At 72.4% G+C, this 16,598-nt stretch carries 13 protein-coding genes and 3 tRNA genes; 6 read left to right on the top strand and 10 right to left on the bottom strand.

What is annotated here, in order from left to right:
• The first annotated feature begins 261 nt into the window (after positions 1-261).
• From B5D66_RS17970 to B5D66_RS17960, 3 genes are all read left to right on the top strand, one after another.
• Positions 262-1,749 (top strand): class I adenylate-forming enzyme family protein, encoded by a 1,488-nt coding sequence (locus tag B5D66_RS17970; RefSeq protein WP_144390195.1) that lies wholly within the window; start codon positions 262-264, stop codon positions 1,747-1,749.
• Positions 1,750-1,832: 83 nt separating this feature from the next.
• Positions 1,833-2,777: a cucumopine synthase-related protein gene (locus tag B5D66_RS17965; RefSeq protein WP_078762928.1), complete on the top strand. Its 945-nt coding sequence runs from the start codon at positions 1,833-1,835 to the stop codon at positions 2,775-2,777.
• A complete protein-coding gene (locus tag B5D66_RS17960) occupies positions 2,774-4,483 on the top strand; it encodes a pyridoxal phosphate-dependent decarboxylase family protein (protein ID WP_078762927.1) in 1,710 nt (569 codons plus the stop codon). Before B5D66_RS17965 ends, B5D66_RS17960 begins: the two co-directional genes overlap by 4 nt.
• A gap of 246 nt (positions 4,484-4,729) precedes the next feature.
• Here B5D66_RS17960 and B5D66_RS17955 read toward each other — a convergent pair whose 3' ends face one another.
• The 7 genes from B5D66_RS17955 to B5D66_RS17925 all read right to left on the bottom strand — a co-directional run bounded on the left by B5D66_RS17955 (position 4,730) and on the right by B5D66_RS17925 (position 9,670).
• Positions 4,730-5,584, bottom strand: coding sequence for an SDR family oxidoreductase (locus B5D66_RS17955; protein ID WP_078762926.1), 855 nt, complete (start codon positions 5,582-5,584; stop codon positions 4,730-4,732).
• Between the two features lie 23 nt (positions 5,585-5,607).
• The gene (locus tag B5D66_RS17950) at positions 5,608-6,150 is read right to left on the bottom strand and encodes an MFS transporter (protein ID WP_144390194.1); all 543 of its coding nucleotides are present in this window, start codon (positions 6,148-6,150) and stop codon (positions 5,608-5,610) included.
• 146 nt (positions 6,151-6,296) lie between these two features.
• Complete coding sequence (locus tag B5D66_RS17945) at positions 6,297-6,845, bottom strand: TetR/AcrR family transcriptional regulator (protein ID WP_078762924.1); 549 nt, start codon at positions 6,843-6,845, stop codon at positions 6,297-6,299.
• Between the two features lie 1,043 nt (positions 6,846-7,888).
• Positions 7,889-8,425 (bottom strand): NUDIX hydrolase, encoded by a 537-nt coding sequence (locus B5D66_RS17940; RefSeq protein WP_078762923.1) that lies wholly within the window; start codon positions 8,423-8,425, stop codon positions 7,889-7,891.
• Between the two features lie 975 nt (positions 8,426-9,400).
• Positions 9,401-9,477, bottom strand: a tRNA-Val gene (locus B5D66_RS17935).
• Between the two features lie 12 nt (positions 9,478-9,489).
• Positions 9,490-9,560 (bottom strand) — tRNA-Cys (locus tag B5D66_RS17930).
• 37 nt (positions 9,561-9,597) lie between these two features.
• Positions 9,598-9,670 (bottom strand) — tRNA-Gly (locus B5D66_RS17925).
• A gap of 190 nt (positions 9,671-9,860) precedes the next feature.
• On the opposite strand from B5D66_RS17925, the gene B5D66_RS17920 reads away from it, so the two are divergent.
• A complete protein-coding gene (locus B5D66_RS17920; protein WP_235001077.1) occupies positions 9,861-11,084 on the top strand; it encodes a molybdopterin molybdotransferase MoeA in 1,224 nt (407 codons plus the stop codon).
• 13 nt (positions 11,085-11,097) lie between these two features.
• On the opposite strand, the gene selD is transcribed toward B5D66_RS17920, so the two are convergent.
• Positions 11,098-12,129 carry a selenide, water dikinase SelD gene (selD, locus tag B5D66_RS17915; RefSeq protein WP_078762922.1) on the bottom strand — a complete coding sequence of 344 codons (1,032 nt, stop codon included), beginning with the start codon at positions 12,127-12,129 and terminating at the stop codon, positions 11,098-11,100.
• Positions 12,130-12,291: 162 nt separating this feature from the next.
• Here selD and B5D66_RS17910 point away from each other — a divergent pair, with 162 nt between their 5' ends.
• The gene (locus B5D66_RS17910; protein ID WP_078762921.1) at positions 12,292-12,990 is read left to right on the top strand and encodes a GntR family transcriptional regulator; all 699 of its coding nucleotides are present in this window, start codon (positions 12,292-12,294) and stop codon (positions 12,988-12,990) included.
• A gap of 27 nt (positions 12,991-13,017) precedes the next feature.
• Here the strand turns inward: B5D66_RS17910 and B5D66_RS17905 are convergent, their stop codons facing one another.
• The gene (locus tag B5D66_RS17905) at positions 13,018-14,571 is read right to left on the bottom strand and encodes an MFS transporter (RefSeq protein ID WP_078762920.1); all 1,554 of its coding nucleotides are present in this window, start codon (positions 14,569-14,571) and stop codon (positions 13,018-13,020) included.
• Positions 14,572-14,680: 109 nt separating this feature from the next.
• On the opposite strand from B5D66_RS17905, the gene B5D66_RS17900 reads away from it, so the two are divergent.
• A complete protein-coding gene (locus tag B5D66_RS17900; RefSeq protein WP_078762919.1) occupies positions 14,681-15,229 on the top strand; it encodes a TetR/AcrR family transcriptional regulator in 549 nt (182 codons plus the stop codon).
• A gap of 88 nt (positions 15,230-15,317) precedes the next feature.
• Here B5D66_RS17900 and B5D66_RS17895 read toward each other — a convergent pair whose 3' ends face one another.
• Entirely contained in the window at positions 15,318-16,550 is a 1,233-nt protein-coding gene (locus B5D66_RS17895) for a PucR family transcriptional regulator (RefSeq protein WP_078762918.1), read from the bottom strand.
• Positions 16,551-16,598 lie beyond the last annotated feature (48 nt).

The raw sequence follows: 16,598 nt of genomic DNA, 5'->3' as shown, positions 1-16,598 counted from the left end.
GGTCCGCCCCGCTTGACGCGCACGGGCTGACTTGGACGTCCAGGGAGGAGCGCCATCGAAGCCGTGGAAGGGCCGTCGGCGGACCTCGCCGCCGTTCCCGGACGTCTCGTTTTCCCTATTCAGGCGGGGTATCTGAGGAGTCGGGGCGGTCGTGGCGACATCCGCCCCGGGAAGCCTCCATCGACCGATGTGACGCTTTGTGTTCACGTGCGCGCGCGGCGTGGTAAGAATTCGCTGGGCACATCGGGGAGGAGGTGACGGGTGGGATACGCGCGACGGGTCATGGACGGGATCGGCGAGGTGGCCGTGACCGGGGCCGGCGGCTCCGTCACCGGGGCACGGCTGCGGCATCAGGTCCGCCTGCTGGCCCACGCCCTCACCGAGGCCGGGATCCCTCCGGGACGCGGGGTGGCCTGCCTCCACGCGAACACCTGGCGGGCGATAGCGCTGAGGCTGGCGGTCCAGGCCATCGGCTGTCACTACGTGGGCCTGCGTCCGACGGCGGCCGTCACCGAACAGGCCAGGGCGATCGCCGCGGCGGACAGCGCCGCCCTCGTGTTCGAGCCCTCGGTCGAGGCGAGGGCCGCCGACCTGCTGGAACGTGTGTCGGTGCCCGTGGTCCTCTCCCTGGGGCCGACCTCACGCGGGCGAGACATCCTGGCGGCCTCCGTCCCCGAGGGGACACCGCTCCGTTACCGGGAGCACCCCGAGGGGATCGCCGTGGTGGCGTTCACCAGCGGCACCACCGGGACGCCCAAGGGGGTCGCCCACAGCAGCACGGCCATGTCCGCCTGCGTGGACGCCGCCGTCTCCATGTACGGCAGGGGGCCGTGGCGTTTCCTGATCCCCATCCCGCTGTCGGACCTGGGCGGTGAACTCGCGCAGTGCACGCTCGCCACCGGCGGCACCGTGGTGCTGCTGGAGGAATTCCAGCCCGACGCCGTCCTGGAGGCGATCGAGCGTGAACGGGCCACCCATGTCTTCCTCGCGCCGAACTGGCTCTACCAGCTCGCCGAACACCCGGCGCTGCCGCGCAGCGACCTGTCCAGCCTCCGCAGGGTCGTCTACGGTGGGGCGCCGGCCGTCCCCTCGCGTGTCGCGGCGGCCCGCGAGCGGATGGGCGCGGTCCTGATGCAGAACTACGGCACGCAGGAGGCCGCCTTCATCGCGGCGCTCACACCGGACGACCACGCGCGCCGCGAGCTGTTGACGGCGGTGGGCCGGCCCCTGCCGCACGTCGAGGTCGAGATCCGCGACGACAGCGGGGGCACGTTGCCACGGGGCGCGGTCGGCGAGGTCTGGGTGCGGTCCCCCATGACGATGAGCGGGTACTGGCGCGACCCCGAACGCACCGCGCAGGTACTGAGCGGCGGCTGGCTGCGCACCGGAGACGTCGGGACGTTCGACGAAGACGGCCATCTCCACCTGACCGACCGCCTCCAGGACATCATCATCGTCGAGGCCTACAACGTCTACTCACGCCGGGTCGAGCACGTGCTCACCGAGCACCCCGACGTTCGCGCCGCGGCCGTCGTCGGGGTCCCCGATCCCGACAGCGGGGAGGCCGTCTGCGCGGCCGTGGTGGTCGCCGATGGCGCCGACCCCGATCCCGAACACCTGCGCGCCCTGGTCCGCGACCACCTCGGAGACCTCCATGTCCCCCGACGGGTGGAATTCGTGCGGAGCATCCCCGTCACCCCGGCGGGCAAGCCGGACAAGGTCAAGGTACGAACCTGGTTCACCGACTGAGCGGCCCGAGAAGTCCCGCGGGCGACGTCCGCCCCCGCCCCAACCGACGCACGCCTTCATCCGACGAGCATAAGGAGACAACGGTGAGGCAGATCGAAATCGAATGGGTCCAGCCGGGCATCACGGTCACGGCCGACCTGAGCTGGGAACGCAACCCGGAGCTGGCCGAACTGCTGTGGACGGGGCTTCTCCCCTACAACAGCCTGCAAAACCACGCCCTGGTCTCCGGCAACCACCTCTACCACCTCATCGCCGACCCCCGGCTCGTCTACACCGAGGCCCGTTATAAGGAGGACCGCACGAAGTCCCCCGACGGCACGGTCTTCCTGTCCCAACTCCAGCACCTGGCGGTCAAGTACGGGCCGCTGACCGAGTACCTGCCGGCCGCGCCCGTCGGCTCGGTCGTCCCCGAGGACATCGACGCCCTGCGCGAGGCCGGCCGGGCGTGCTGGAAGGCCGCGTGGGAGACCAAGCAGCCCATCGAGGTCAGGGTGCGCCGCAAGGGCGAGGCGGTGACCGACTTCGCGCTGCCGCGCACGCCGCCCGTCGACCATCCCGGCGTGCAGAAACTGGTCGAGGAGATCCAGGACGAGACCGAGCGGGTGTGGATCACCCCGCCCGCCGAGATCGTGGACATGCACCAGGGACGGATCGCGAGCCGGGCCGGAAGCTACGACCAGTACTTCTCCACCCTGGTGTTCCTCAACGGAGAGGTGCGGCCGCTCGGCTACTGCGCCCTGAACGGGCTCCTCAAGATCTGCCGGACCACCGACCTCACCCTGAACGACCTGAAGCGGATCACCCCCACCTTCATCAAGACCCCGGCGGAGTTCCTGGGGTACACGGGCCTGGACACGTTGTGGAGGTTCACCCAGCAGGTGCTGACGCTCCTGCCCGACGTGGAGACCCGGGAACAGTACTTCGCCCTGGTCAACGCCCTCGCCCTGTACGCGAACATGCTCAACACCTGGAACCTCCACTTCTTCCCGTGGCAGCACGGCACCGACTACCGCTATCTGGACGCATGACCGACAGGGAACCGGTGGGGCCGGCCGGGCCGTACGCGGCGGTGCTGGAGGACATGCGGCGCAGGATGTTGCGTCCCGACGAGCAGAACCGCGACGAACTGCGCGAGCGGATCGGCGTCCTGTTCTCCGGCCTCCCCCGCGACACGCCGGCCGACGACTCCTGGCTCGGTACGGCGACCCCGGACTACGGCTGGTTACGGGCGTTCGAGCACATACCGCGGACCGGCGCGGATCGCGATCTGGTGCTCGGCGCGGTCGCGGCGGCCCTCAACGGGCAGTTGCGCCAGCACTCGCTGGGCACCTTCTTCAACCTGATGCCGCTGCCGCTGCTCGACGCGGTGGCGGCGGCGGCCGTGACCGATCTCTACAGCCCCAACGCCCTGTGGGACCTGGTCAGTTCCGGTGTGCTCGACGTCGAACGGCAGATCGTCCGGCAGCTCGCCGGGCTGGCCGGCTGGCGGCCCGAGCTGGCCGGGGGCACGTTCTCCTTCGGGGGCAAGGCCGGGCTGATCTACGCGATCCGCCTGGGGCTGAACCGCTGCCGGCCGGAGGCATCACGGCGGGGGCTGGCCGGGGGACCGGCCCCGGTGGTGATCACCACCGGCCACAACCACGACAGCGTGGAGATGGCCTGCTCGCTCCTTGGGCTGGGGACCGAGGCGTGCCTGCGCGTCCCCGTGGCCCCGGGGCGGGCGGTGTCGCCCCGGGCGGTCGAGGAGACGGTCGCCGGGCTGGTGGCGCGGGGGGTTCCGATCGCCTGCGTGGTGCTGTCGGGCGGCAACATCCTGCACAACGCGATGGACCCGGTCCACGAGGTCGCCGACGCGCTGACCCGGACCTGTCGAGGGCTGTCCTACCGGCCCTATCTCCACTTCGACACCGCGTTCGGCTGGCCGTGGCTGTTCTTCGGGGACTACGACTTCGCCGGCAACCCCCTCGGTATCGAGGAGGGCGTGCTGGCCCGCATCGAACAGTCCACGCGCCTGGTCACCGGGGTCGAGGCCGCCGACTCGATGACCGCGGACTTCCACAAGATCGGTTTCTGCCCCTACTCCTCCAGCGTCTTCCTCGCCAAGGAGGACGCCGAGCTGCGATCGCTCCACGGCGAAACGACGACCCCGCGCGAGGGGGCGTGGGGGGACACCCTCGTGCTCCACCACACCATCGAACACTCCCGCAGCGGGGCGGGGATCCTCGCCGCCTGGGTGGCCCTGCAAAGCGTCGGCCGGACCGGTTTCCAGGTCTATCTCGCCCACATGATCGCCATCTCCGACGTCTTCCGGTCCCTCCTGCCGGGCGGGGGGTATGAGCTGCTCAACCCGTGGGCGACCGGTCCCACGGCCGTGTACTGGCCCGTGCCGCCAGGGGGGCCGGACCGCTTCGCCGACCTGCGCGGCGGCGACTCGTCGCCGCTCATCGAGCGCGCGAACCGCTACACCCACGCCCTGTACCGGCGGCTGGCCGGCCTCGACGGGAAGGCCGGCGCGAGCAGGATCACGTTGGGGCTCCTCCCCACCTACGAGCGGAGCGCCCGAGGAGAACCGATCGCGGCACTGCGGCTGCTTCCCACCTCGCTCCACCACGACCATTCCCGCACCGCGGAACTGGCCGGACGCATGGTCGAGGTGAAGAAGGAACTCGACAAGACGGTCGAGCGCGGTTCGGGGTGGCTTCCCGACGCCCGTCTCTATCCGGTTCCGGAGTGAACCTGCGGCGCGGGGCGGGTCCGGGCCGGACACGAGGGGTTTCCGCCAGTGTCGGACGTACCGGGCCGGCGGCGACCTCGCGAACACCCAAGGCGTGTACGGGGAACCCGTGAAGCGCCGCGGGTGGCCGAGCGCGGGTTCCGCCCGCCCTCGGCCGGCGCGTACCCGTCTCGTTCCCGCAGGCGGTTCGAATCGGATGCGGTGATAGATCAATGGGTCCTTTCCCATGGGGAGCGGCCTGGACGTTCAGGTCTGGGCGAACATGGCGGCGTGGTCGCGGGCGAAGTCGGTGATGTCGCGCGCGGGCCTTCCGGTGAGGTCGGTGACGCAGGAGTACACCTCCGCGGCTTCACCGCGGGCGTAGTGGGCGTAGTCCTCGACGAGGCCGTCGAGCTGCCATGGCGGCATGAGCCCGGTCAGCGCGGCGGCGAACTGTTCGTCGGGCACCTCCTGGAAGGTGATCTCCCGCCCGGTGGCGGTGGAGAGCGCCTGGGCGATCTGGCCGTGGGTCACGGCGCGGGGCCCGGTCAACGTGTAGGTGCGGCCGGTGTGCCCCGACGTGGTCAGCACGACCGCGGCGGTCTCCGCGATGTCCCTGGTGTCGATGACGCTGACGGCGGCGTCGCCGATGGGCGCGGCGAACCAGCCCTGTGCGATGGTGCCGGCGAAACCGAGCAGTGCCTGCATGTAGAGGTTGGGGCGCAGCACGGTGTGGTCGAGGCCGAGTCGCCGCACGTGCGCCTCGACTTCGGCGTGCCAGCGCAGGAACCGCACCGGCGAGTCGACGCGCGCCGCGTACTGCGAGAGCAGCACGAGCCGGCTGACGCCGGCGTCGCGGGCCAGGTCGGCGAACCGGATCTGTAGCGCCGCGGCGTCCTGCGCCGAGGGGCTGTTGAGGAAGACCGCGTCGACGCCCTGCACAGCGGTGGCGACCGCCCGCGGGTCGTTCAGGTCGGCGACGACGTTCTCGACGCCGGGGACGGCGCGGCCGGCGTCGCGGACCATGGCGCGGACGGTGGCGCCGCGGGCGCGTAGGGCGGGGACCAGGGCGGATCCCACGGTTCCGGTCGCTCCGGTCACGAGTACGGTGGGCGTGTTCATCGGTGTGTCCTTTCCTGGTGGTGTCATCGGGGTCTGTTGCTCGAAGGGGTTATCGAAGGGCAGGAGGGGCCGGCGGCGGCCGGGGGCATTCGGGGGTGGGACAGAGGGAGAAGGGCCAGGACGAGGGAGACGACGACGAGCACGCTCTGGCCGAGGAGGACGGTCGTGAACGCGATGCCGCCTGATGTCCCCGCGGTGCCGATGGCGATCCCGGCCAGGGCGGCGAGCCCGATCGCGCCGCCCAGCCGCTGCACGGCGTTGACCAGCCCGCTGAGCACACCCGATTCGCCTTCCCCGGTGTCGTGCAGCGCCATCGAGGTGGCGGTGACGGCGCCGAGGCGGCCGCCGAGCAGCAATCCGGCGAACGCGATGAGGTAGCCGTTCACGACGAGTGTGAGTTCAGCGGTCGAGAGCCCGAGGTCCTCGCGGATCGCCGGCTCGGCGAGGTCGATCATCGCGGTGGTGAGAACGATCAGGAACATGGAGGTCGCCAGCCCGGCCACCGCGCGTGGTACTCGCGGGCGTGGGCGGGTGTCCGCCGTGGGGGGCGTGGTTGGGGCGCTCATCGGTCCGTCCTTCCAGCGAGTGTTCGCTTCCACGGTTGGGGCGGTGGTGACGCGCTCCCGTCTCGATGTGCCCGGTCGGTCGCAATTCTCTCTTTGAGAGTGAGTAGTCACTATCAAAAACTTAAAAAACACGTTGCTTCCGGCGCTCAGGAGCCGGAATCCAGAAAACGCTTGGCCCACTCGTCGTGTTCGGCGCGGGCCGGCAGGTCCATGGAGGCGGCCACCATGTACAACATGCCCGCGGCGAAGAAGTCGTGCGCCGGATCGGTGCCGACCTCGGGCAGGACCTCCAAGCGCTCGAAGACGTCCTGTGTCCATCGGTGCATCAGGTCGCGAATGTCGGGATCCTCGCAGGCGGCATACCCCTGGAGCAGGATGAGCATCAGCTCGCGTCGTTCCATCAGGCTTCCCCAGGCGTCCGCCATCGTCTGGAGTGGATCGCGTTCGGCGGCCTCGCCCGGAACGAGCATCTCCTGTGCGATCGTTTCGAAGGTCTGCTCCAGGACCGCGATGAACAGCTCCTTCTTGGTCGAGAAGACACGGAACAGGTTCGGGTGGGAGATCTCGACCGCCTTGGCGATGTTCACGGTCGAACCACCGTGGAGCCCCTTGTGACTGAACTCCTTCAGCGCCGCGGCGAGGATCTGCTCGCGGCGGCGTTCGAAGCTGACCCGTGGTCTGCGCCCTCCCGGCATGTTTGATAGTTAACACTCACTACGAAACCGGCGTCAACCCTGCGGCCTCTGGAGCGGGTGCCAGGGTGTGGTGTGCGGCGACGCCGCCGTTGAGCTGGCCGAAGACGTGGTGTGGGTCGTGGCCCCGGAGTCGGGGAGGGCCGTCTTGGGACGGGTAGGGAACGCCGGAGGGGCCGGGAGCGCGGCCGTGATCTGGGGTTCGGTGTCCGGAGGCGGAGAACGGCGCACTCGCGGTCACGAGGTGCGGTGTGGGTCACATTCACGTCGGCGTGGTTTGGTGGCGGGGACGGGCGGCCCGGGCTGTCCGTCCGGGACGCCGGCGGCGGGGGAGGCGAGGCGTCCACCATCAGGACACCCCCGAGACGGAGCGGCGGGGACTCGGTGTGCCCGAGTGCCGAAGGTAGAGGGGCGTGGTGACCCCCGCCCCCCGGGGGTGAACGGCTCTTCGCCGTGACACCGGTGCTGGGGAGCGTCAGCGTCGGGAAGACGAGAACGGGTCCGCCGGGACGGTGGTCTCCCGGAGATCTCTGCGGCGGAGTACCAGGCTCCGCCGAAGGCGGCGGGCTCCAGGCGGAGTCGCCGGCCCATGCTCCCGCGGTGCGCGCAGCGGTCGGTCACGCGGTCCGATGACGCCGGCCGGCGCGTACAGCACCATGAAGGCCGCGCTGAGCGGTGGCAGGACGGGAAGACCCTTGTTCGGCGGTCACCGGGCGAGGGCCGGTTCCCCGGCGGCCCGCTTCGCGTGGGCGGCAGGACCCGTTCGCAGGACCACGCGCCCGCACGAGGGCCGACTCCCGCGGAAAACCGCCGTCCTCCGCGTCCGGCCCCGTCGGGGAGCGCGCCGGCCGCGCGCTCTGAGCGGCGGACGCGATCGCCGCAGCACCGCCGGCCGCGCCTGTCCCGCCATGCGAGGCCCTCCCCGACACCACGGGCAAGGCGCGTCTCGCCCGCGCCCTACGGCACCGCTGCGGCGAAGACCGTCGTCCTCCGGGGCGCGTACACGTATCCGAGGTGCCGTGATGAGGTGGCCCCTCGACCGTGGATCAGACGCCGCCACGGACCTTCGTGTAGACGAACAGCAGCGCGCTCATCGACGTGCCCGCCACGATCTTCCGCTGCGCGACCAGCTCCGGTACCGACGCCAGCGGTACCCACTCGATCCGCTCGGCCTCCCAGTCGTCAGCCGGATCGCCCACGCGCTCCGCCGTCTCGGCGAGGAACACGTGATGCTCGGAGTCGCTGATGCCCGGGCTCGGCTGGACACGGAGCAGCGGACGCAGCGGGCCCGGCCGCCAGCCGGTCTCCTCCTCCACCTCGCGGGCCGCGGCCGCCGCCGGTTCCTCGTCGTCGTCGATGCCGCCGAGGGGGATCTCATAGCCCCAGGTGTCGGTGATGAAGCGGTGGCGCCATTCCAGCAGCACCCGGTTGCGGTCGTCGAGGACGACGGCGCCGGCCCCGGGAGCCGAGCGGATCAGCCGGTGCCGCAGGTGTCGGCCGGCGGTGATCTCCACATCGGCGATCCGGACATCCAGCCACGGATCGGTGTAGAGCGGCTTCTCGGAATGGACGGTCCAGCGCATGGGGCGACTCCCAGGAGCGAGGGCGGCGTCAGCGGCGTCGCTCCCTAGGACACCACACCCCGGGAGGGGGCTCCGCAACGGCGTGTCCGACGGACTCCCACACTCGGGCCGACCACTGCGGGAGGCCACCGCCGCGCGCACGGACCGGAGGCGGCCGTGGAGCCACCCGGACTCGATCCCGCGAACCCGTTGCGGCGTGCGCCGGGTCCGCGCTGGCGCCTCGTCGACACGGCCACGCCGGGCGCAGCCGGGGACCGGGCCGGCGGATCCGCCCGCGCGGGTGCGCGCCGCGCTGCGCCGAAGCGAGATCGCCGAGCCGCCGTAGTGCCTCGGCTCGCCGGGGCACCAGCAGGCCGGGTTGTACGCAGGAGGACTCCCGCGGACCGCGTGTCGACGCGGATACGCCCGGCCGGGGACCCCGGCAACGAGGCCAGGGGCGCGCCGATCGCCATACGGGCGGACGCGCGGACCCGTGCCGCGTTCGGGACGCCGGTCAGGGCCGTCGGCGCGCGCAGGGCCGTCCCGTAGCTGGACGGCCAGCCGGTACTCACTCCGTGGCGGCCACGGCCCGGCCGACAAGAGAACGGGGAGACACCGAACGCGCGGCCCCGCCCGCCCCGGCCACGCGCGGCGCGGCGAGGAAGTGGCCAGGGCGTCCTCGGTGCCGACCGACGTGTAACACCGCGCCCAGTCCCCAGGGGACACGATCATGGCCGGGGGCTCGGCAGGACACAGGGCCGGCTCGTGCAGCCCGTCGAGAAGGGCCCGCAACGGCCGGTAGCGCGAGGTGCAAGACGCGGCCGGTCGCGCCCTCGACGTGGCCCACGGGCGGGCCGTCGGGGAACTCCGGCGGCGTGACCGGGACGGCGCTGCCGCAAGGGCGGTGCCCACCCCGAAAACGAAAAAGGCCTCCCAGTCGTCTCCCACGTCGGCGTGAACCGTCGAGGGATCTCTCTGAGAGACCCATGGTGTTACTGGTGGGCGATACAGGATTCGAACCTGTGACCTCTACCGTGTCAAGGTAGCGCTCTAACCAACTGAGCTAACCGCCCGAGTCGAACTCGAGGTGGAGACGGGATTTGAACCCGTGTCGACGGCTTTGCAGGCCGCTGCCTCGCCTCTCGGCCACTCCACCGGATTCACTTGGAGGAACGCGCTCCTCCTCGTCTCCGAGCGGACGACGGGATTCGAACCCGCGACCCTCACCTTGGCAAGGTGATGCTCTACCAGCTGAGCCACGTCCGCCTGAGGTTCGGCCCCCGGTCCGTTTTCCCGGCCCCGGCGCCGCCCTGCGAGAAGAACTTTATCGGAATCTCCGGATACGGCAAATCGAGGTGAGAGGGGTGGACGGGCTCCCCGGGGCGAGGAGGGGCCGGCGCGCCCGAGGGGGTTGGGGGCACGCCGTGGCGCGGATGCCGGGGATATAAGTGGAGGGGTGCGAGTACACAGAGAGGCGAGGGCCCACGGCGCGGACATCGCCCGGCCCTGGAACGTCGCCCGCGCGGCGGCGCGCGACCTCGGCGCCCGGGCCGTCCGTCCGCCCACGCGGCGGCTGCCGTTAGAGGAGGCACGCGGCGCGACGCTCGCCGAAGACCTGGTGGCACTGGTCGGGGTGCCCTCCTACGACACCTCCGCCATGGACGGCTACGCCGTCGCCGGCCCCGGCCCCTGGAACGTCGTCGGCCGTGTCCTGGCGGGACAGCGCGACGGCCACGCGGCGCTGCGACCGGGGCAGGCCGTCGAGATCGCCACGGGCGCCCCGGTCCCCGGGGGAACCGAGGCCGTACTGCCCTACGAGCACGCGCTCCGCCGTGGCGCCGAGGTCACCGGTGAGGCCCGGCCGGGCCGGCACGTCCGCCGGGCGGGGGAGGAGACCGCCCGCGGCGAGACGGTGCTGCCGGCCGGGACATCGGTCACGCCGGCCGTGCTCGGCCTGGCCGCGAGCCTGGGACACGACGCGCTCGCGGTGCGGCGGCCGCGGGTCGCCGCCCTGGTCACCGGCGACGAGCTGGTCCACTCGGGGCTTCCCGCCCCGGGGACCGTGCGGGACGCGATCGGCCCGCTGCTGCCCGGAATGGTGGAGTGGGCGGGCGCCCTGCTCGAGGACCCCCGCCACATCGGCGACGGGTTCGGGACGATGGTCTCGGAGCTGTCCCGGATCGTGACGGCCGGGACGGTCTCGATGATCGTGGTCTGCGGAGCCTCCTCGGTCGGGCCGGCCGACCATGTGCGCGGGGCGCTCGCCGAGCTGGGGGCTCGGACGGTCGTGGACGGGGTGTCCTGCCGCCCCGGACACCCCCAGCTCCTGGGGCACCTCGGTTCGCTTCGGGAACCCGGCCCCCTCGTGGTCGGGCTTCCGGGCAACCCGGGCGCGGCGCTGGCGGCGGCGGTGACCCTGCTCGTGCCAGCCCTCGCCGCGCTGTCCGGCCGGGCCGACCCCACGGCGCGGTCGCCCCGCGCGCTGCCCCTGCGGGGGGAGGTCGAACCGCACGGGCACGACACCCGCCTGGTCGCGGTGCGGATCGAGGACGGCCACGCGGTCCCCGTCGGCCACGACCGGCCGGGAACGCTGCGCGGCGCGGCCATGGCCGACGCGCTGGCGGTGATCCCCCCGGGCTGGTCGCCCCCCGAGGCCGAACTGGTGTGGCTGCCCCGGTAGCGCGGTCCCGGGATCAGCGCAGCGTCAGGGCGTGCTCCCCCTGGGGGAGCAGTTCCCCGATGACGGTGCCGCCGGGGATCTCGCCGGCCACCAGCAGACCACCGGAGGTCTGGGCGTCGGCCAGCAGGAGCAGGCCCTCCTCCCCGGTCCCGCCCGGGTCCAGGTGGGGGGCCACCCAGGCGAGGTTGCGCCGGGTGCCGCCGCTGACGTGTCCGGCCCGCACGGCCTCGCGCGCGCCGGGCAGGAGGGGAACCGCCGCGACGTCGATGACCGCGGACACCTTCGAGGCCCGGGCCATCTTGTAGCAGTGGCCGAGGAGACCGAAACCGGTGACGTCGGTGGCGGCGGCGATACCGGCCGCCACCGCCGCGCGCGCCGCGTCGCGGTTCAGCGTGGTCATCGTGGCGATCGCCTCGGCGCTGACCTCCCCCGTCGCCTTGTGGCGGGTGTTGAGCACGCCGACGCCCAGGGGCTTGGTCAACGACAGAGGGCTTCCGGGGCGCGCCGCCCCGATACGCAGGAGCCGCGCGGGGTCGGCGAGCCCGGTGACCGCCATGCCGTACTTGGGTTCGGGGTCGTCCACGCTGTGACCGCCGGCGACGTGGCATCCGGCGGCGTGTGCGACGTCGAGGCCGCCGCGCAGCACCTCGGCGGCGAGGTCGCCGGGCAGGATGCCACGCGGCCATCCCAGCAGGTTGACGGCGACCAGCGGTTCGCCGCCCACGGCGTAGACGTCGGACAGCGCGTTGGCCGCGGCGATGCGCCCCCAGTCGTAGGGGTCGTCGACCACCGGGGTGAAGAAGTCCGCGGTGGCCACGACCGCCCGGCCGTCCCCCGTCCGCACGACGGCGGCGTCGTCGCCGTCGTCCAACCCGATCAGCAGCTCGCCGACAGGGGAGCGCGGCGTCCCCCCGAGCAGGCCGGCCACCACCGTCTCCAGTTCGCCGGGCGGGATCTTGCAGGCGCACCCGCCCCCGTGGGCGTAGTGGGTCAGGCGGGGCGCGGCGGGCCGGGGCGAGGCGACTTCGGGCTCCTTCGTCGTCATGCGACCACGCTAAGTGACGACGGCGTCGGTGTCGCCTTCCCGGCGTTCTCGGCCTTTCGCGCCGCGGCCCTGCCCCGGCCGTGGGGTTGAGTAGACTTCGGGCACGACAGCCCCGGACGCCCCGGGCCTTTGACCCTCGACGAAAACGGAGCCGCTCCGCCCATGGCCGCATCCCGTTCCTCCGAAGGGCTGCTCACCAACCGCGTGCAGCGTCCGGTCCCGTTGCGTGAGGCGGTGTATGAGGCTCTGTTGGAGCTGATCACCCGGCGTCAGTTGGAGCCGGGGCGGCATCTGGTGGAGAGTGAGCTGGCGGTCCAGTTGGGGGTGTCGCGTCAGCCGGTGCGTGAGGCGTTGCAGCGGTTGAGCAACGAGGGGTGGGTGGACCTGCGGCCCGGGTATGGGGCGTTCGTGCACCGGCCGACCGAGAGCGAGGCCGATCAGCTGCTGGCGGTGCGGGCCCTGTTGGAGACCGAGTCCGCGCGCCTGGCCGCGCGCAACGCCGACGAGGACGGCGTTGCGCGGCTGCGCGAGCTGTACCGCGCAGGGGTGGCGGGACTGGAGCGCGCCGACAGCGACGCCATGGTCGACGCCAACGCCGACCTGCACCGCTGCATCACCGAACTGTCCGGCAACACGGTGCTGGCCGAGCTCGCCGGTCAGGTGGCGCGCCGGGTCCGCTGGTACCACGCGTTGGTCGTGCTGGACCGCGGCGCCGCGGCCTGGGACGAGCACGCCCGCATCATCGACGCGATCGCGGCCGGCGACGCCGAGCAGGCCGCCCGCCTCATGCGCGAGCACACCGAGGCCACGCGCCGGGCCTACCACGAGCGGGCCGCCGAGGAGACGACGGAGGACCGCTAGCCGGGCGCGGGCCCACGACGTGCCGGGTCAGTGCCCGCTGTTCTCGGGCGCGCGGTAACGCCCCGCCCCGCGCAGCAGGAACCCGGCCTGCACCGCGGCGTAGGCCACGATCACCATGCCGATGAGGCTGGTCACGTGGATGCCGTCGGTGAAGGCGGTGCGCGCGGCGAGCATCAGCGCCGCGCCGGCCTCCCCGCCCAGTCCGCCGGCCGCCTCGACCGCCCCGCCCAGCGTCTCGCGGGCGGCGTCCATCACCGCCGCGGGCACCCCGGCCACCGGTTCGAGGTGGGAGCGGTACATGGCGGTCAGGACACTGCCGAGGACGGCGACGCCCAGCGCTCCGCCCAGCTCGTAGGCGGTCTCGGACACCGCCGAGGCCGCGCCGGCCCGGCTCGGCGGGGCCGCCGACATGATCGCGTCGTTGGTGAGCGTGTCGGAGAGCCCCACGCCGGCGCCGATCAACGCGAACGCGATGGTCACCGGGACCACGCCGTCGTCCAGCGGCAACCGGGTCAGCAGCGCGAACCCGACCGCGGTGAGCGACAGCCCGATGACGATCACCCCGCCCAGGCTCAGCCGGCGGGCCAGGGCGACCGCGACGAAGTGCGCCACGATCGTCAGGACCAGGCCGGGCAGGAGGAGCACGCCCGCGCGCAGTGGGGAGATCCCCTGCACGATCTGGAGGTACTGGGTGAGGAAGAACAGCGACGCCGACAGCGCGAACACGACCATCAGGTTCGTGGCCACGCCGACGCTGAAGGCCCGGATCCGGAACAGGCGGACGTCGATCATCGGCGCGTCCAGGCGGAGCTGACGCCGGACGAACACGTAGCCCAGGAACAGGCCGAACGCGATCGCCGCGAGCGGGACGAGTCCGGGACCGCCCTCGGCGATCTTCTTCACGCCATAGACCAGGGGCAGCATCGCCAGGAGGGACAGCGCCGCGCTGGGCAGGTCGTAGCGGCCGGGGGAGGGGTCGCGCGACTCGCGCACGAGGAGCGGGGTCAGCGCCAGGATCAGCAGCATGACGGGCAGGTTGATGAGGAACACCGACCCCCAGCGGTAGTGCTCCAGAAGCCAGCCGCCCAGGATCGGGCCCAGCGCGGATCCCGCGGAGAACATCGAGGCCCACGCGGCGATCGCGAGCAGCCGCTGGCGGGCGTCCAGGAAGATGTTGCGGATGAGCGACAGGGTCGAGGGCATCAACGTGGCCCCGGCGAGCCCGAGGAGGGCCCGCGCCGCGATCAGCATCTCGGGGCTGGAGGCGTAGGCGGCCGCGAGGGAGGCCAGGCCGAACCCGGCCGATCCGATGAGGAGGAGCCGGCGGCGGCCGATGCGGTCGCCCAGGGTGCCCATGGTCACGAGCAGGCCGGCCAGCATGAACGAGTAGATGTCGACGATCCACAGCAGCTGGGTGCCGGTGGGGGCGAGGTCCTCGCTCAGGTAGGGCACGGCGAAACCGAGCACGGTGGCGTCGACGGCGATCAACAGGACCGGCAGGGTGAGCACGGCGAGGGCGGCCCACTCGCGCGGCCCGGCCTTGGGAGCGCCCGTGTGGGTGCCGGTAACTGCGGAGGTCATGGTTCCTGATCTCTTCGGAAAGTGGGATGCGGGGCGGCGAGGGGACGCACGGATCCCATTCTCAACCGTCCGGCCGGTACAGTACCGTCCAGCCGGTACAGTGTCAATCGTGAGTGCTGCGACCACCCGAGACCGTATTCTCGACGCCCTCCAGGACATCCTGATCGAGCAGGGCGGATCCGCCGTGACGCTGGAGGCCGTCGCCGCCGCCGCGGGCGTCTCCAAGGGCGGCCTGCTCTACCACTTCCCCTCGAAGTCGGCGATGATGACCGGACTGGCGCGCCGTCTCGCCGACCGGGCCCGCGACGAGTTCCACGAGGCGGTCCACAGCGAGGAGGGCGTCGTCCGGCGGTTCCTCAGAACCTCGCTGCCCGAGTCGGTGGAGGAGACCGAGCTCTACTGGTCGGTCATCGCCGCGTTGCGCGGTGAGGAGGACGTCTCCGACGAGGCGCGCCGGCTCATCGGTTACGTCTTCGCCGAATGGGCGCGGCTCCTGCACGACGAGATCGACGATCCCGTGCTCGCCGAGACCATCCGTCTCGTCGGCGACGGTCTCTACCTCACCGCCATCGCCGGTCTGCCCCAGCCCGACCCCGATCTGGTGCGGCGGGTCATGGGCCGGCTCGTGGCGCAGGCCGAGTCCCACCGGCGCCGCTGAGCGGTCGCGGGCCGGGAAACGCCCGTCCCCGGCCCGCGCGTGCGGCGTCGCCGTGACGGGATGCCCCGGCGCGGGGCCGGCCGCGAGGTCAGCCCGCCCCGCCCCCCGCGCCGTGACCGGCGCAGGCCAGGGCCAGCAGGACGGCGGCGGCCTCGGTGGGACGCGAGGGGGAGTATCCGGTCAGCTCGGCGAAACGGGACAGCCGGTTGAGAACCGTGTTGCGGTGGCAGTACAGGGCGCGCGCGGTCTCGGCCACCGATCCCCGCGCGCAGTAGACCGTCACCGTCTCCAAGAGCCGTTCCCGCTCGTGCGGGGCCACGGTCTCCAGCCCGCCCAGCACCACCTCGGCGAGCATCGCGCCGACGTCGCCGAGCCGGGCGGCGGCCACCGGGGCCCACGCCTCGCCGAGCGTCACCGGCTGCCGGGCGTCGCCGTCCAACGTGGTGGCGACCTCGGCGGTCGCGCGCAGCACGTCGGGGACCCGGGCCAGGCCGCGGGCCCTCGGGCCGATCGCGCACGGCACCCTGTCCAGCCAGGCCGGCGCCGTGCCGCGCCCACGCGGCAGTTCGGCCACCAGCACCAACAGGCCGTTGTGATCGTGCAGGTGCAGCGCGTCGTCGGAGGGGTGCGCCGCGACCGCCGCGCGCAGGGCGGACTGGTGGTCCGGCGGCGCCACCGCCACCACGAAGTCGGCCTGGGCGTTCATCCGCAGCGCCGTCGCGACCTGCGCGACCAGGTGGGTGTCGCGTCCGTCGGAGGAGAGCAGACGCCCCATGAGCACGGTGCGCTGGCGCTCCCGCTCGCGGGCGAGCACGGCCACCTCGTCCAGGTAGGCCGTGTGCACCTGCACGGTGTGGAGCTCCACGGCCTCCCAGACCCGCACGGCGCCGCGGGTCAGCGCCGGCAGGTCGGCCGGGCGGATCCGTTCCAGCATCGCCGTCCACAGCACGCGGAAGTCCATGCGGACCGCCTGGAGCAGCAGTTCCAGCGGAAGCCCCTGGTGGACCCGGCGCCGTCCCAGGCGCGCGGAGATGTCGGCCAGACGGTCGGGGATCGACAGCCCCCCGATGATGCGCAGCAGCAGCTCCAGGCAGGGGCGCGCGGTCTCGCGCAGGTCCTCGACCGGCACGGAGTCGTGGTAGCCCTCGACGGCGTTCACCTGGGCGACGAACAGTTCGACGAGCTCGTCGAGGTCGTCCAGGCACTCGTGGACGACCTGACGCAGCGCCTCGGGGACGGGCAGGGACGGAGGAACGCCGAAGTCGTCACGCACCGCGACGGAGGCCGCCGCTGGGTCGCCGAAACGGTCCGAATTGTGCATGTGCCCATTATGCGCCGGCGAGGTCGCTGCGATTCACCATTGTCTCCG

The sequence above is a fragment of the Marinactinospora thermotolerans DSM 45154 genome, assembly GCF_900167435.1.
Lineage (GTDB): Bacteria > Actinomycetota > Actinomycetes > Streptosporangiales > Streptosporangiaceae > Marinactinospora > Marinactinospora thermotolerans.
This window is presented reverse-complemented; position numbering and strand designations above follow the sequence as displayed.

Excerpts from the sequence above, each read along its gene's own strand:
- B5D66_RS17905 (WP_078762920.1), bottom strand. The coding sequence starts at position 14,571 with ATGACCTCCGCAGTTACCGGCACCCACACGGGCGCTCCCAAGGCCGGG.
- B5D66_RS17955 (WP_078762926.1), bottom strand. The coding sequence starts at position 5,584 with ATGAACACGCCCACCGTACTCGTGACCGGAGCGACCGGAACCGTGGGA.
- B5D66_RS17945 (WP_078762924.1), bottom strand. The coding sequence starts at position 6,845 with ATGCCGGGAGGGCGCAGACCACGGGTCAGCTTCGAACGCCGCCGCGAG.
- B5D66_RS17960 (WP_078762927.1), top strand. The coding sequence starts at position 2,774 with ATGACCGACAGGGAACCGGTGGGGCCGGCCGGGCCGTACGCGGCGGTG.
- B5D66_RS17950 (WP_144390194.1), bottom strand. The coding sequence starts at position 6,150 with ATGAGCGCCCCAACCACGCCCCCCACGGCGGACACCCGCCCACGCCCG.
- B5D66_RS17910 (WP_078762921.1), top strand. The coding sequence starts at position 12,292 with ATGGCCGCATCCCGTTCCTCCGAAGGGCTGCTCACCAACCGCGTGCAG.
- B5D66_RS17895 (WP_078762918.1), bottom strand. The coding sequence starts at position 16,550 with ATGCACAATTCGGACCGTTTCGGCGACCCAGCGGCGGCCTCCGTCGCG.
- B5D66_RS17940 (WP_078762923.1), bottom strand. The coding sequence starts at position 8,425 with ATGCGCTGGACCGTCCATTCCGAGAAGCCGCTCTACACCGATCCGTGG.
- selD (WP_078762922.1), bottom strand. The coding sequence starts at position 12,129 with ATGACGACGAAGGAGCCCGAAGTCGCCTCGCCCCGGCCCGCCGCGCCC.